Here is a 12,753-nt window from a genome sequence, read left to right as displayed (position 1 = left end):
TGGCGCGTTCGGCCCCGGACAGCATCAATGCCGCCCGGGACCGTCTCGGTCCAGATCAAGATTTGACGGGCAGTCCGGTCGCCGCGGCGATCTGGCTTGCGGCATCGTCGAGCGCTGCCTTGGCGTCGGGGTAGCCGCCGGCCAGATATTTGGTCTGCACGGCGCGGACGATGATTTCGGCGTCGCTCTGGAATTGCGTGCCGCGGCTCGGAACAACCTTGGGCAAGGTGCCGAGGATGTCCTTCCACACCGCCTGGCCGCCCCAGTAGGGTAGGCCTTGCGCGACATAGGGGTCATTGAGCGCCGACACCAGCGAGGGCACCAGGCCGAAGTCCTTCAGCATGGTGATCTGGCCTTCATTGGTTCCGAGCGTGTATTTCAGATAGGCGTAGGCGGCCTCCTTGTTCTTGGACGCCGAGGTGATGGCCAGCGAGGAGCCGCCGAGATTGGCAGCGCGCGGGCCGTCGGCGGTGAGGCTCGGCATCAGGTAGACACCCCATTTGCCGTTTTCGCCGGCTGATTCGGTGCGAATGGTGCCTTCGTACCAGCCGCCATAGACCTGGGTGGCGACGGTGCCGGCGGTGTTGTTGGTGATCTTGGTGCCCCAGTCGGCGGAGGAGACGATGCCGGCGTCCTTCATCTCCTTGACCTTGGTCATGGCATCGACGCATTTGGGCTGGTTGATCGTGATCGACTGGCCGTCCTCGGCGAAATAGGCGCAGCCCTGCTCGTTGGAAATCATGCGGAAGAATTCGCTGTCGCCGTTGAAATCCGCATTGGTCATCGAGACGCCCGGGTTGGCGGCCTGGATCTTCTTGCCGGCGGCGATGAAATCGTCCCAGGTCTTGATCGATGCCGGATCGACGCCGGCCTTCTCGTAGAAGTCGCGGCGGTAAAAGGCCGCCACAGGACCCGAATCCCACGGCATTGCATAGGCCTTGTCGCCGACTTCGAGCTCGGTGCGCTTGAAGTCGGGGAATTTCTTCTGATCCTCGGCGGTATAGCCCAGCGTATGCAGGTCGACGAAGCAGTCGGGGAACTGGCTCCAGTAGTTCTCGGCCTCGCCGTTTTCGATGGTGACGATGTCAGGCAGGCCGACGCCGCCGGCGGCGCAGCCGGCGATCGACTTGTCGTAGGTCGGCTGGTTGCCGAGATCCTGGACCGTCACCTTGACGTCGGGAAATTGCTTGTTGAAGCCGGCGACGGTCGCCTTCAGCGATGAAGCCGCGACATTCCAGCTCCAGATCGTGATTTCGCCGGATTGCGCAAAGGCCGGGGCAGAGCCCAGGGCGAGCGCGAGCGCGGCGCAGGTCATTGTGATGCGCATTGAAATCCTCCCATTCCATTTGCTCTCTCACTGTGAGCGTGGCTAGACTATGCAGTGGGCAGGGGCTGTCGCCGTCAAAGGGAATATGAAATTGGCGGAAAGTAAGATGCCGGAACGACCGTTTTACCAGCCTGGTGCCAGCAGCGTGGAAGGCTTGCCGCTGCTGCTGCAAATGTTTCACACCAGTCCTCTGGTGATGCTCAAACCGCATTGGCATGCCCAGGTCGAAGTGAATTTCATCGTGCGCGGCAGCGTGCATTACCGCATGAACGACCACGAGATTTCGCTGTCTGCCGGCGAGATGTGCCTGTTCTGGGGTGGCCTGCCGCACCAGATGGACGATTTGTCCGACGACGCCGTCTATGCCGGAGCGCATCTGCCGCTGGTGCATTTTTTCCGGCTGCACCTGCCCACGGACATCCGGCACCGGCTGATGACGGGTGCCACACTGGTGACGAGTGCCACCGACCCCTCCGACAACCATAATTTCGAGCGCTGGAACCGCTACGCCCGGTCCGGCGACCAGGCCAAGGCGGAACACGCCGTCAACGAATTGCTGCTGCGGCTGGAGCGGGTGCGGTTCGAGCCCTACCGGCTCGTATCCGCAACCCCGATCGGCCAGGAAACGGGCAGCGCCTTCGACCAGCAGTCGTCGCGCAACGTCGGGCGCATGTGCGATTTCATCGCCGAGAACTTCCTCTACGACATCGATTGCGTGAACATCGCGGCGGCAGCCGACATCCATCCCAAATACGCCATGAGCCTGTTCAAGAAATCGACGGGCATGACGCTCAACGAGTATGTCAACCTTTTGCGGCTGAGCTACGCGCAGGCGCTTTTGATGCACCAGGACGCCAATGTGCTCCGCGTCGCCATGGATTCCGGCTTCGGCTCGCTCAGCGCCTTCAACAAATCGTTCCGCAAGCTGGCCGGTATGTCGCCCTCCGATTTTCGCAGAGGGGTGTCCGGCGCCAGATAGAACCCGGCGATCAGGCGGTGCTTGCCCGGCGCTGCAAATGCATTGTCGTATCTTGATCGTCGGCTGAAAGACGGGTCGCGCCGTTGCGGTCCGCGACGGCAACGCGCACAAGGGCGCCGCCGGCCGAAATGGGACCGCGCCGCACGCCGTTCCGGCCATCGCCTCGGTACCGGAACCGGGCCACTGCACGGCGTCTCATTCCTGTCTGAAATCGCCATCTGGGCGCTGGACAGGCCGGATTCCCGTGCTATAACCCACGCGCTTTCAAGGGGCGCCCATGGCGCTTCATGAGATCCGGTGTATGAGATTTCGTTTGCCGGAACAGGCCCAGATAGCTCAGTTGGTAGAGCAGCGGACTGAAAATCCGCGTGTCGGTGGTTCGAATCCGCCTCTGGGCACCATCTCTTTCCTCAATAAATTCATCGGCTTACGGTCCTTCAAATGAGGGAATGCTGCTCATCTATGTCGCAGTCATGTTGCAATCCACTACCGTTGATTTCCAAGGGTTTCCTGCGACTATCGGCAGGTCCACGCGACATGGGATGCGACATGGGAGGGGTAGTGTGTGGGGAACCTGGTGGACGGCGACGACGGGATGCTGGTCGAAGACGTTGGGGCATGGTCGAAGGATAAGATTGCCCTCCTCTGCAAATATGTCTCGATCTCCCGCGGGGTAAGGGCGAAGTGGGTCGGTCCTGGAAAAGCTGGCGCTACCTACATCGACCTGTTTTGCGGGCCTGGACGCGCCAAGATTCGCCGCAGCGGTGAGTTTATCGAGGGAGGTTGCGTCGCGGCCTGGAATGAAAGCCTTCGATCGAAAACGCCTTTCAGTTCCGTTTTCATCGCCGATTCCGATGCTGCCCGACTTGATCTGGCAATGGCGCGGCTGACGCGACTTAAGGCGCCGGTAGAAGCTTTTCACGGGGAAGCGGTGGACACCGCAAAGGCGATCCGGGCAAAGCTTGACCCCTATGGGCTGCACTTTGCCTTTATCGACCCTTACAACCTCGCCGCGTTCGATTTCTCGGTGATTGAGACGCTATCGAAGCGGAAGCGCATCGATATGATGGTCCACATCAGCAAGATGGATTTGCAGAGGAATACCGGGCTGAATGTTCGAGCGCAGAAATCGGCCTTCGACAAATTCGTCCCCGGATGGCGGTCATCGGTCGATGTCAACCAGCCGTTCACGCACGTTCGGCGTGCTGTCTTTGATCTGTGGAAGATCAAGGTGGTCAAGCTCGGAATGGCGGCGTCGACCGACATGCAGTTGATCACAGGAAGTCGCGGCCAGCATCTCTATTGGTTGACGCTGGCCGCCCGGCACGATCTTGCTCTTGCCTTCTGGAAGGCCGCGACCGACAACGGCCAGGGCCAGTTATTCTAGATCGCCGCCGGCATCTCATCGTAGGTGCGGCCATTCAGCGTTCGACCTGTCGCCTTCTTGTTGCGACCACCCCATTGCTTGAAGAAGAACGCCGTTCCGCTGCGCCGGCACATGGTCTCAATCTCGTCGACCCAGCGCGGATCCATTTCGCGGGCGCCTGGTCCCGATTCGCCACCGACTATCGCCCAATCGATATCGGTCAGGTTGGCGCCAGCGACGGAACTGATAAGCGGCTCGAGCGAGACAAAGCGGATTGCCGCTGGCACGCGGCGCAAATCGTCGAGACGATCGAGCACGCGACTGTCCTCGACACTAGTTCCAAGCCAAACGTTCGAAAGCACCGGGAAGTCTCCCCGCGTCAGGACGCTCGCCATAACCTCCGGCCGCTTGGTCAGGATCTGGTATGTGTGCCGCGGCGTTCCTTCCATAACGGTCCAGACCTGGCGTATGAAGTCCGCCGGTACGTCGACATGAAAGAGGTCGGACATCGAGTTGACGAACACCCGTCGCGGCTTTGACCAAGTAGCCGGGATCGCAAGCGATTTCGGATCGGTCACCACCTTGCCAGTCCATTTGGCGCGACCGCCGGTCTTGCGCGTCAGGCCCTGGTACTTCTCCGTGCCCATTGCTTCAAGGCGGGCAGCCATTCGCATCGCATAGCAATTTGTACAACCGGAAGTCAGAATCGTGCACCCCGCGACAGGGTTCCACGTTGCGTCAGTCCATTCGATTGAAGTCTCGGCCATACGCGGTATGATAGCATCAATCCTTAAAATATCATCAAGAATCAATAGCATAGCTACACAAAAAGGTGCCACTTCGCGCGATTTAGGAACTGAGCATCCAGTAAAAGGGAAAAGCCCGCCACCGTGAGGCAGCGGGCCTTACTTTACTCAAGCCGTAGGAGCCGGAAGGCTATTTGAACACCTCATCTTTGACCTCTTCCCAAACCTGCTGCGCGCCTTCGATGTACCAGGCGAGCTGGTTCCTGGTCGGGCGCTTCTTCGGCGAGCCCGTGAGCTGTTCGCAGATGTCGGCAACCTGGTCGCGATCCGGATTCGGGTCGTCATTATAGGCAGCGCACAGCACGAGCAGCAAATCGTCAGCATCGTCATATGCGTCGACGTCGATCTCGCACACGCGGGTCAGTTCGTCGATCTCAGCGTGACCGGCTGCCCATTCCCTTCCATCCTTAGTCCACTGAGGCCGCTCCCGCTCTTCGAGCTTGGCCTTGGAGGCGCGAAGCCTCTCGATCACTTCAGTCATGTCAGTGCCTTCCTTAAGGGTTGAGTTGATCTGCAATTCGAAAGCGCGCTGAGCGATGCTCGACCAGTTGTCGTTTGGCCTTCCATCCATGCGCTCTTTCAGTTCGTCCGAAACGTATATGCTCATCTTTGCCATTCTTGCCTCCAATGTACGTATACATTTCAGATATATGCATGTCTGTCAATAATCTGCATTTGTACGGCTAGGGCCCCTACCGTGAGGCAGCGGGCATCACGCGGTTGACCGTTTTCAATTCGGCGAACAATCACTACTATCCGAACTATGAGACGCCATCTTCTTCTCGCCAGTTTGATGATGCTGTTCGGATGGACCGCAAGCGCACAGCAGATGCCCTGTCCCTTCGAATACCCGGACACTCCGGTCAATCGGTCTCGTGGTGTGGTCGGGTGCACGCTTCAATGCGACCAAAAGCTCACTTGTCCGGGCCAGCAGCCGGCGGAGCCACAGAAGACTGCACCGGCGAAGGCGTTGCCGCCATCGCCGGCGCAGCCCAGCAAGCCCACCGGTGAGAGCGGAGCATGCCCAGAGGGGAAATACTGGAATCCGAAGAGGAAAACTTGCGTCTCTTGTGCAGTGGGCGCCTCGTGGGATGCCAAGCGCTCGGCCTGCTCCTGTGGGGCGGGGCAGTTCGTCGATCCGAAAACTCGGCGCTGCGTGAGCTGCCCGGAGAATTGGGGTTGGGAAAAAGGGGCCTGCGTGTGCACGCGCAGCTTGAAGTCCACGTTGGCCGGAAAGTCCTGCTCGCCCAAGCGCCCAGTCTGCATGACCGGCAGTTCCTGGGATGCCGCCAGCAAACATTGTGTGGCCGTGAAGCTGCAGAAGCCGAAAGCGTCGCTTGAGATGGAATTCGCTGCGGCACGGGTGAAGTGGGCCAAGGGCTGGGCAAATTGAAAAGCCCGCCACCGGAGCAGCGGGTACCTATTCAGCGGTAAGGCGCAGTAGGGGCCTGTGGATGGTCTTTGATTTTGATTGCATTGCTTTTTTAGGGAACCCTAATATCACCCCCGTTGAAAATCGGCATTACGGGGAGGAAGTGTCATGCCTAAGGTTTCGGATCTCTTCTTTAAGACGGCAGTTGTGTGGCTCATCCTGGGGATTGGTGCCGGCTTGCAGATGGCGATTTCGGGCGACCACAGTGCCTTTCCGGCGCATGCGCACATCAATCTTCTCGGATGGGTTACAAGTGCAATCTTCGGTGGCTACTACGCCCTTAACCCGGCAAAGGCCGAGCGGAAAATCGCGATGATCCACTACGGCCTATATAACGTCGGGCTTGTGATCATGCTGCCTGCTTTGTATCTGATGCTGCATGAAGGCTATACGGCAATCGAACCGGTCGTTGCCGTCGGCTCGCTGATCGTGGCTGCGGCGGTGCTGCTATTCGCCTTCGTGGTTTTCTCAAGTGCAAGCGTACGCTCGGCGTCTGCGCTATCGGCAGCCACACGCTGAATTGGCGAAGCCCGAAATTGAAAAGCCCGCCACCAGAGGCAGCGGGCCAATAGGCCGTCGACGGGAGGTTGGTTAGAGATTTTGCCGGCGGGGTCGAGTTCATCCCCGAGAATGGCGGCGGCGCCGGGGTGAGGTTGAGGAAGAGCCCTTCATGATCGCCACCATGTTTCGCTGGGGCGTGATCCTCGGCATCATCGGATTCGTCGGCGGGTTTGTCGGGCCGGTGATCTTCACGCCTGAAGCAAACCAGGGTCCACTGCTCGGCATCTTCATAACCGGGCCGCTGGGCTTCGTTGTCGGTCTGGTCGTAGGATTTGTGCTGTCACTTCGGCCGAGTCGTCGCTTCTGAAATCGTCAAGCGCGCCCTTGCGGGAACGAAGCTTGCGCGCGATGCTGCGGACCATGATCGGGAGTTCCGTTGTGTTGGCCACGAAAAGTCCGTCGATCGCCTTTCTTGCCGGGATGGCAGTTTGTTGTGCCACGAGCGTCGCCGAGGCTCGGCCCGACACGCGCACGATGAGCTGCGAGCAGCTTCAGCAGTTGATCCAGAGCCGGCACGCCGTGGTGCTGACCACCGGCCCCAACACATATGACCGCTATGTGCGCCAGTTCGGCAATGAGTGCGACTGGCCCGACGTGCCGATGTCCGCCGCCGTTCCAACCCGCGACGGCCAATGCCGCGTCTATCACTGTGAGGAACCGAGCTACAATCTACTGGTGCGATAACGCCATGAAGGTGGGGATTCACAGAATCGCGGTTTCGATCTATGGTGAGGGTATGGACACGGTCGATGACCTTTCGTCTGCCCTCAGAGCGCCTCACTGGGACGTGTGGAGCCCGATCCGGCGCTTCGGCCCTCGATCTGCCTATAAGCTTGCTGGCGGCCTCGCTATCGGCCTAGGCATCGCCATAGGGCATGCATTGGCAGGCTAAAGCTGTCAGTGCCTTCGGCGTGATCTCCTCGACCCGCACCTTGTCGCCGATCTCCTTGGCCATAGCCAAGGCCTTGTCTTTGTCCTTGGTCGTCAGCACGGTGCGCCAATGCGGCTTCTCGAACACGCTGACCACATAGGTTGTTACAGGCTCATGAGGCATCGCTAAAATGTAGCTCTGCCTGTCGGCGGCGTCTATCGTTCGAAAGGCGGTTTCCAGTCGCGATTGCTCTTCGCCTGGATGCCCTTATAGTCAGGAACGACGGTGAAAAACACCGACCGGGGGTCGCGCCCTGCAGCCTTACAATCCGAGCAGCCGAAGCGGCCAACCAGATCCCAATGCATCGAACCGTGATCGGGGCCGAGCTTGTCTATCAGCGCCAGCACATAGGGTGCTCGCAATTGACGTACATCGTTTCGCGAGCGGCCAGGGTATCGGCGAGGGTCTTGGACATGGCGATCTCCGTTGAAGGGGGGTCGCCGCAACAGAGGAATATAATCCTGAACCCGATGGCACTTGCAAGCCCGCTTGCGCATGACGGCGCACAGGGCGATGGTTTCCTTTCGCCTTAGCGCCTCTTCACTTTCCATTTCCCCGGAGTTTTGAAAATGTCGGCAAGCAACGAATGGACCGAATACCACCTCACCCCAAAAGGCTGGGTGATCGGAGAAGACGGACTTCAATTTTACCGAACATCCGCGGCCAGATGATGCAGTTCAGACCGTGAAAGTCCGCGATTACCTGTCGTCCGTCTATTCGACGGCGGACCACACGCGCACAATCATATGGGAAACGAAAGACGTCCACGCGATCGCAAAGCTGAAGGCTAAATTTGGCGAAGCGCCGGACGCTGCCTAGCCCCGCCAGCGCGCGTTCTGTCTGGCCGCTGTCCTAGACCGTCGAAGGCCCCCGCACGTCCTGGCGCTTGCCTGTGGCCGCATGCCACCGCAACCAAGCCTGTAGAGCATCACGTCGAAAACCGGCAGGCATCGGCTGCCAATCGGCCGACGCTGACAGCCGCTATTCCAAGTGGCAAAGCCGCTCAGCCAAGCGGAATCTGAGCCCATCGTCGACTGAGTATGAAATGTCAGCGACCTCGAAAACCGCGATGTAGCCCGTTCGCTCAAAGGCTGTAACGATTCCGTTTGGGTCGACTGTGGCTTTGTCGCTTGTCAAAACGACCTTCTTCGTGTCTTTGATCGCATTCACGGCCTCGTCGATCCTGGATTGGTTGTCCTTGCCTTTATGGCGCTCGAACGGATCGTGATAAGTCCTTCCCTTTAGCCAGTATTTGTGTGCGCAGGCCAAGGCCTTGCCGTCCACCTCAGCAAACCACCATCCTTGCCGGCCCATTGCTTTCTTCGTTTCCATGCACCCTCCGCCGTTCGCGCAAACAATCGCACCATCGGAAGGCACTAGGCAACTGATGACAAATGGCAAGCGCATGACTGAGACCGTCACGGACCGTCAGACCGGCAAAGGCAGGCCGGTATTGCCTATGTCTGTGACAGAGTCGGTAAATTTTGACGCCCAACACCTTGCCGCGCATGGCGTTGAGGCCGATTTTCCCAACATCCCCCCTTCCTAAAAATCAATACAGTGCGAACGGACCAGCCCCGCGGTCGGCGTTTAGGGCAGGCAGTGACTATGGACACCCCCGCCCAGGGCCACCAGGCGCTAAGTCCAAGGTCAAGAGGCGGTTGGCCTGCTTCTAAGTTGGCATCGCAGATTGATTCACATCGACAAAATATCAAACCGACCCACTACCATAAATTTGGCAGGCGGCCGCCTTGTATGGCAAAGGTAGGGCCATGACCCGAGCATCCATCGCTGAAGAGCTTGAGAGCGCCGCCGACCGCATCGCGGACATGTCGCGGGCGGATCTGCAGATCATCCTTCGGCGCGCTGCCTTGATGCTCAGGAATGTAGCCGGCGTCCCATTGCAACCGGAGACGGAAGACGCATTGAATTCCATCGCCGCCGAGATGAAGGTAGGCCGGTCGGATCTCATTCAGATCGTGCTGCGGGGAGTGGCTGGAAACAAACGCCTATCTTCCGGTCCGGATGATCGATGAGGAAAGCGAAACCGACGGGAGCGCTTAGCCTAAAGAAGCGCGAAAGGCGGAGGCGAGACCTCCAGCACATGAAAGCAAAGGCCGCAGGATTTCGAGGGGCCTGAATAGAGCTATCTAGCGGAATGTGCTATGATTCGCCTCATGGGCAAGAAGGCGAAACAGAAGGCCAATCAGGCGATTGATGCGCCATTAGAGTTAGAGGGCGCGCTTGAAGCGGAAGCCGCCTACTATGCCCGCAAGGTCGGCATCACCATAGACGAAGCCGCCAAGCTCATCCGGGAAGCTCACGAGCCGAAGCTTCCATAGTCCGCAAGGAAAAGGCCAGATAGCCGCCTAGGCGGTCATCTTTCATGGGATGGTGCTGCCCAGCGTTGGGGGCCGTACCCGCTGCCCGCTCGTCCGCAGGCAGCGGGCCTTTGATCTTACAGGCATGACGTTGCGTCAAGACTCAGCTACCCTCACACCGCGGCGGACTTTTTCCGCTTGGCCGGCGCCTTCAGGCAACCTCCCCCTAGGCGCCGGCCTTCTTCATCCTGCTGAAATCGTCAAGTACGCCCTTGCGGTGGCAAAGCTTGCCTTCGCGCGCAGGTTGCGCGATGCTGCCCTCGGGGAAATAAAGATAGGGGGCTATGCAATGGCAGCCGAGATCAACAGCGAGAAGCAAGCAATTGCCATCGACAAGTGGGAGGTGGCCATGAGTGAAGCAGTCGGAGGCGTCGTTCTACTACTGTTCCCGACCGAAGGCGATGTTGTCCCGGTCATCCTTAGACCCGCTCAGGCAACAAAGTTGGGCCACGATCTACAATCGCCCAAGTTCATACCGAAGCCGACAGTCCAATGATCCGGAAGGCATGCTATTGCGCTAGCGCCTCTTCGGCCTCGGCGTGATCTCCTCGATCCGCACCTTGTCGCCGATCTCCCTTGCCCAGGCTAGCGCCTTGGCCTTGTCCTTGGTGGTGAGCACCGTCCGCCAATGCGCTTCTCGGAAGAGTCTCAGTTTGAAATTTGACGGGATGCAATATGCATTTCCCATATCGGCCCGGCCTCCTATAGCTTAGCGGAAAGCATGGAACCGGAACTGATACCCTTCCCAACAATCGACGCCGCAGAGACGGAAGGCGTTGACGCGTATTGTGCTGGGATCGATCTCGCCAACTGCCCCTACCCAGCGCGAACAGAAGCGGGCAAGGCATGGCGACGCGGCTGGGTTGATGCCGCCGAGATAGACAAGGAACAACATGCCAACCGGACCTAAAGGCCAGAAGCGCCCCGCCGATGCGATCGGCAATGCCGTCATGCGCATTTGCGAGAAGATGGACGCCGTTGCGCCGAAGCCGGGCAGCGCGGTCCCTACAAGAAGCGCGCTGCCGAAATAGGCGAATAGGTAAGGCTTTTGGCACTCGCTAACCTAAGAACGCTTCCCGCACGTTACGTGACCCAAAGGACAGCTTGAATGTGCCACGGTGTTGCTCGACTGTCGCCGCGAGGGGTGTACAGGTGAGTAAATGCAACGCAAGGGAAAGGCGCGGCCCTTCGTACCGACTGAAATCCACGTCGGCACCATTACGGACGATGTGGGTGTGATTGGCGTTCTCTCAATTCACACAACCGAAGGTCTGTTAGATATTGCGCTGGACCTTGAATCAGCCGACGCCATCGCGAGCGCTATTCATAAAGTCCGGTCAAAGCTAGAGCCGAACCACCACTAGATTTCAAACTGACCCACTACCCACTCGGCAAGCGGTGACGACTTCCGATGAGCTACTCCAAGATCAGACGAACGATCAAGGAAGCACTCGTCTACAGGTTTTCCCGCCCCAAGCCCCCGCGTCATCCGACCCGGTTCATCGGGCCAGTGCTCGTCGTCGGCTCCGCCCCTGGATCTAACCTGCCCAAGGGATTCGACGAGAATTTTTCGGTTCTCACCGTCAACGGTTCCCAGTCGGTGGCGAGGAAATGGGGCATCGCCAAACCTGACGCGACCTTTCTCCATTTCAACCAAGTCGACGGCACGAACGACAATGCCGTAGCCGTACGGCGCGTTCTCAACGGCGAAGAGACCGGCATCTTGTATGTGATGCGCTGGCCGTTCGGAGAGCAGCGCCTACGCGATGGCCTCGCGGCATTTAACTATCGCTACGACCAGCTCCGGATGGTTAGCACGTACCAGCGCATTGCCCTGCACGAGGCGGTCATGGGCGCGCGCCACAGCGAGTTGGACAATGCACGGAAGTTTTCGAACGGCATCACCGCTGTGCTCTATGCATTCAACAGCGGCGCGTCGACTGTCGTCATATCGGGCATCAATCCCGGCTCGACCGGCCATGTCTACAACGAGCTCGGCTTGAGGAGGCTTCATAGCGACATGGACAGCTCGATCTTGCTGAAGCTACGCGGCCGTGGCGCCAATCTCTTCACGGCCGATCTTGAAGTCGCGGTATCGACCGGGCTGCCGCTGTGGCAGGGCGCCGGCGGCCGATCGGAACCTTTACCGCAACAGGATGTTCGAGCGAGATGACGAAGCTATCCGACCTTGGACCGCCTATTCCTGGTAAGCACGGGGGCGGCCATTCCGACGATCAGGACAATTTCTATCCCTGTCCAATCTGCGGCCAGATGGTCGACATGCGCGCGATCTGCGACAGGTCATTTGGCACGAACGACCGAAGCACAGACCGTTCATCGTGCTCGTTGATTAGACGCGGCTTAGCAACCCGGCCGTAGGAACGCAAAAGACCCGCCACGGAGGAAGCCATAGCAGGCCCCGAAAGATGTCGAAACAACTTTCGTGCACCCGCGTCACGGATGCGCTGAAAAAACGAGCCGAAAAACAAACCGTTCCAACCAAAAAAAGCCCGCCACCTTTCAGCAGCGGGCAAGTTTATGGAGTGCTGGGATCAACCAGCATAAGGTCAACGAGCGGCGGTGGGGTTGGTTGCGAACTACAAACGAGGGATGACGCTCAGCGCGGCGGCGATAAGCGAAGGCCGCCGCCCTGCGCGGTGTCCGATTTTCAAGGGGCCGGTATTGGGGTAAATTGCCCTAGGCTCATGCCGCTCACGCCGGGAGCATTATTATGCCTTGGGATAAAAATAGGGCTATTTCCTTTGCGCGAGGACATGCTGGTGCTGGCGGAAGTCATGGCAAGGGTCATTGTGCAAGATCTGTAAGGGAGGCAATTGAAAGCGGCGGCATAACGTTGGTTCCAACTGGTGACGCGAAAGATTACGGACGGAATCTAACAAACGCTGGATTTGTTGAGACAAATACAACCATGCCAATTGCTGGAGACGTTGTAGTTATACAGGGAATAGA

General features: G+C 58.8%; 19 protein-coding genes, 1 tRNA gene and 1 pseudogene. 13 read left to right on the top strand and 8 right to left on the bottom strand.

All coding sequences use genetic code 11. The annotated features are described in order from the left end of the window. Window positions 1-55 precede the first annotated feature (55 nt). Window positions 56-1,327: an extracellular solute-binding protein gene (locus tag AC1D08_RS22440; protein ID WP_457153787.1), complete on the bottom strand. Its 1,272-nt coding sequence runs from the start codon at window positions 1,325-1,327 to the stop codon at window positions 56-58. Between the two features lie 85 nt (window positions 1,328-1,412). On the opposite strand from AC1D08_RS22440, the gene AC1D08_RS22435 reads away from it, so the two are divergent. From AC1D08_RS22435 to AC1D08_RS22425, 3 genes are all read left to right on the top strand, one after another. Further along, complete coding sequence (locus AC1D08_RS22435; RefSeq protein WP_457153786.1) at window positions 1,413-2,306, top strand: helix-turn-helix domain-containing protein; 894 nt, start codon at window positions 1,413-1,415, stop codon at window positions 2,304-2,306. Window positions 2,307-2,631: 325 nt separating this feature from the next. Next, window positions 2,632-2,707: transfer RNA gene (locus tag AC1D08_RS22430), tRNA-Phe, on the top strand. Between the two features lie 176 nt (window positions 2,708-2,883). Beyond that, window positions 2,884-3,693 (top strand): three-Cys-motif partner protein TcmP, encoded by an 810-nt coding sequence (locus AC1D08_RS22425; protein WP_457153785.1) that lies wholly within the window; start codon window positions 2,884-2,886, stop codon window positions 3,691-3,693. On the opposite strand, the gene AC1D08_RS22420 is transcribed toward AC1D08_RS22425, so the two are convergent. The 3 genes from AC1D08_RS22420 to AC1D08_RS22410 all read right to left on the bottom strand — a co-directional run bounded on the left by AC1D08_RS22420 (window position 3,690) and on the right by AC1D08_RS22410 (window position 5,855). Further along, window positions 3,690-4,439 (bottom strand): DUF5131 family protein, encoded by a 750-nt coding sequence (locus AC1D08_RS22420; RefSeq protein ID WP_477424202.1) that lies wholly within the window; start codon window positions 4,437-4,439, stop codon window positions 3,690-3,692. The two genes, AC1D08_RS22425 and AC1D08_RS22420, sit on opposite strands and share 4 nt — an antisense overlap. 169 nt (window positions 4,440-4,608) lie before the next feature. Beyond that, window positions 4,609-5,094, bottom strand: coding sequence for a hypothetical protein (locus AC1D08_RS22415; protein WP_457155052.1), 486 nt, complete (start codon window positions 5,092-5,094; stop codon window positions 4,609-4,611). A gap of 281 nt (window positions 5,095-5,375) precedes the next feature. Next, on the bottom strand, window positions 5,376-5,855 hold the full coding sequence (locus tag AC1D08_RS22410; protein ID WP_477424050.1) for a hypothetical protein: 480 nt from the start codon (window positions 5,853-5,855) through the stop codon (window positions 5,376-5,378). Between the two features lie 163 nt (window positions 5,856-6,018). Between AC1D08_RS22410 and AC1D08_RS22405 the strand changes: the two genes are divergently transcribed. The 3 genes from AC1D08_RS22405 to AC1D08_RS22395 all read left to right on the top strand — a co-directional run bounded on the left by AC1D08_RS22405 (window position 6,019) and on the right by AC1D08_RS22395 (window position 7,155). After that, entirely contained in the window at window positions 6,019-6,429 is a 411-nt protein-coding gene (locus AC1D08_RS22405; protein ID WP_477424048.1) for a hypothetical protein, read from the top strand. A 151-nt stretch (window positions 6,430-6,580) separates the two neighbouring features. After that, the gene (locus tag AC1D08_RS22400; RefSeq protein WP_457155650.1) at window positions 6,581-6,778 is read left to right on the top strand and encodes a hypothetical protein; all 198 of its coding nucleotides are present in this window, start codon (window positions 6,581-6,583) and stop codon (window positions 6,776-6,778) included. Between the two features lie 113 nt (window positions 6,779-6,891). Beyond that, the gene (locus AC1D08_RS22395) at window positions 6,892-7,155 is read left to right on the top strand and encodes a hypothetical protein (protein ID WP_457155651.1); all 264 of its coding nucleotides are present in this window, start codon (window positions 6,892-6,894) and stop codon (window positions 7,153-7,155) included. 172 nt (window positions 7,156-7,327) lie between these two features. Here AC1D08_RS22395 and AC1D08_RS22390 read toward each other — a convergent pair whose 3' ends face one another. The 3 genes from AC1D08_RS22390 to AC1D08_RS22380 form a co-directional block, all read right to left on the bottom strand. Next, window positions 7,328-7,525, bottom strand: coding sequence for a hypothetical protein (locus AC1D08_RS22390; RefSeq protein WP_457155736.1), 198 nt, complete (start codon window positions 7,523-7,525; stop codon window positions 7,328-7,330). Window positions 7,526-7,557: 32 nt separating this feature from the next. Next, the gene (locus AC1D08_RS22385) at window positions 7,558-7,764 is read right to left on the bottom strand and encodes a hypothetical protein (RefSeq protein ID WP_457155737.1); all 207 of its coding nucleotides are present in this window, start codon (window positions 7,762-7,764) and stop codon (window positions 7,558-7,560) included. 619 nt (window positions 7,765-8,383) lie between these two features. Then, window positions 8,384-8,734, bottom strand: coding sequence for a hypothetical protein (locus tag AC1D08_RS22380; protein ID WP_457155373.1), 351 nt, complete (start codon window positions 8,732-8,734; stop codon window positions 8,384-8,386). Between the two features lie 440 nt (window positions 8,735-9,174). On the opposite strand from AC1D08_RS22380, the pseudogene AC1D08_RS22375 reads away from it, so the two are divergent. The 3 genes and pseudogenes from AC1D08_RS22375 (at window position 9,175) to AC1D08_RS22365 (ending at window position 10,279) form a co-directional block, all read left to right on the top strand. Then, a pseudogene (locus AC1D08_RS22375) lies at window positions 9,175-9,466 on the top strand (hypothetical protein). A gap of 101 nt (window positions 9,467-9,567) precedes the next feature. Further along, window positions 9,568-9,744 carry a hypothetical protein gene (locus AC1D08_RS22370; RefSeq protein ID WP_477424045.1) on the top strand — a complete coding sequence of 59 codons (177 nt, stop codon included), beginning with the start codon at window positions 9,568-9,570 and terminating at the stop codon, window positions 9,742-9,744. Between the two features lie 328 nt (window positions 9,745-10,072). Then, window positions 10,073-10,279, top strand: a complete 207-nt coding sequence (locus AC1D08_RS22365) for a hypothetical protein (protein WP_477424043.1) — start codon at window positions 10,073-10,075, stop codon at window positions 10,277-10,279. A 21-nt stretch (window positions 10,280-10,300) separates the two neighbouring features. Here AC1D08_RS22365 and AC1D08_RS22360 read toward each other — a convergent pair whose 3' ends face one another. Then, entirely contained in the window at window positions 10,301-10,471 is a 171-nt protein-coding gene (locus tag AC1D08_RS22360) for a hypothetical protein (RefSeq protein WP_457155630.1), read from the bottom strand. 33 nt (window positions 10,472-10,504) lie between these two features. On the opposite strand from AC1D08_RS22360, the gene AC1D08_RS22355 reads away from it, so the two are divergent. From AC1D08_RS22355 to AC1D08_RS22340, 4 genes are all read left to right on the top strand, one after another. Continuing rightward, window positions 10,505-10,693 (top strand): ribosome modulation factor, encoded by a 189-nt coding sequence (locus tag AC1D08_RS22355; protein ID WP_457155629.1) that lies wholly within the window; start codon window positions 10,505-10,507, stop codon window positions 10,691-10,693. 250 nt (window positions 10,694-10,943) lie between these two features. Further along, complete coding sequence (locus AC1D08_RS22350) at window positions 10,944-11,147, top strand: hypothetical protein (protein ID WP_457155264.1); 204 nt, start codon at window positions 10,944-10,946, stop codon at window positions 11,145-11,147. 47 nt (window positions 11,148-11,194) lie between these two features. After that, on the top strand, window positions 11,195-11,956 hold the full coding sequence (locus tag AC1D08_RS22345; RefSeq protein ID WP_477424041.1) for a membrane-anchored protein: 762 nt from the start codon (window positions 11,195-11,197) through the stop codon (window positions 11,954-11,956). Window positions 11,957-12,514: 558 nt separating this feature from the next. Further along, window positions 12,515-12,753 (top strand): hypothetical protein (locus AC1D08_RS22340; RefSeq protein ID WP_477424039.1); only part of this gene is annotated, 239 nt, incomplete at its 3' end.

The sequence above is a fragment of the Mesorhizobium sp. P2_E6 genome (assembly GCF_056403835.1).
This window is presented reverse-complemented; position numbering and strand designations above follow the sequence as displayed.

Coding starts and splice junctions, on each gene's coding strand:
- AC1D08_RS22365 (WP_477424043.1), top strand. CDS start 10,073: ATGGCAGCCGAGATCAACAGCGAGAAGCAAGCAATTGCCATCGACAAG.
- AC1D08_RS22355 (WP_457155629.1), top strand. CDS start 10,505: ATGGAACCGGAACTGATACCCTTCCCAACAATCGACGCCGCAGAGACG.
- AC1D08_RS22405 (WP_477424048.1), top strand. CDS start 6,019: ATGCCTAAGGTTTCGGATCTCTTCTTTAAGACGGCAGTTGTGTGGCTC.
- AC1D08_RS22420 (WP_477424202.1), bottom strand. CDS start 4,439: ATGGCCGAGACTTCAATCGAATGGACTGACGCAACGTGGAACCCTGTC.
- AC1D08_RS22395 (WP_457155651.1), top strand. CDS start 6,892: ATGGCAGTTTGTTGTGCCACGAGCGTCGCCGAGGCTCGGCCCGACACG.
- AC1D08_RS22380 (WP_457155373.1), bottom strand. CDS start 8,734: ATGGAAACGAAGAAAGCAATGGGCCGGCAAGGATGGTGGTTTGCTGAG.
- AC1D08_RS22435 (WP_457153786.1), top strand. CDS start 1,413: ATGAAATTGGCGGAAAGTAAGATGCCGGAACGACCGTTTTACCAGCCT.
- AC1D08_RS22390 (WP_457155736.1), bottom strand. CDS start 7,525: ATGCCTCATGAGCCTGTAACAACCTATGTGGTCAGCGTGTTCGAGAAG.
- AC1D08_RS22400 (WP_457155650.1), top strand. CDS start 6,581: ATGATCGCCACCATGTTTCGCTGGGGCGTGATCCTCGGCATCATCGGA.
- AC1D08_RS22415 (WP_457155052.1), bottom strand. CDS start 5,094: ATGGCAAAGATGAGCATATACGTTTCGGACGAACTGAAAGAGCGCATG.
- AC1D08_RS22350 (WP_457155264.1), top strand. CDS start 10,944: ATGCAACGCAAGGGAAAGGCGCGGCCCTTCGTACCGACTGAAATCCAC.
- AC1D08_RS22440 (WP_457153787.1), bottom strand. CDS start 1,327: ATGCGCATCACAATGACCTGCGCCGCGCTCGCGCTCGCCCTGGGCTCT.
- AC1D08_RS22370 (WP_477424045.1), top strand. CDS start 9,568: ATGATTCGCCTCATGGGCAAGAAGGCGAAACAGAAGGCCAATCAGGCG.
- AC1D08_RS22345 (WP_477424041.1), top strand. CDS start 11,195: ATGAGCTACTCCAAGATCAGACGAACGATCAAGGAAGCACTCGTCTAC.
- AC1D08_RS22360 (WP_457155630.1), bottom strand. CDS start 10,471: ATGGGAAATGCATATTGCATCCCGTCAAATTTCAAACTGAGACTCTTC.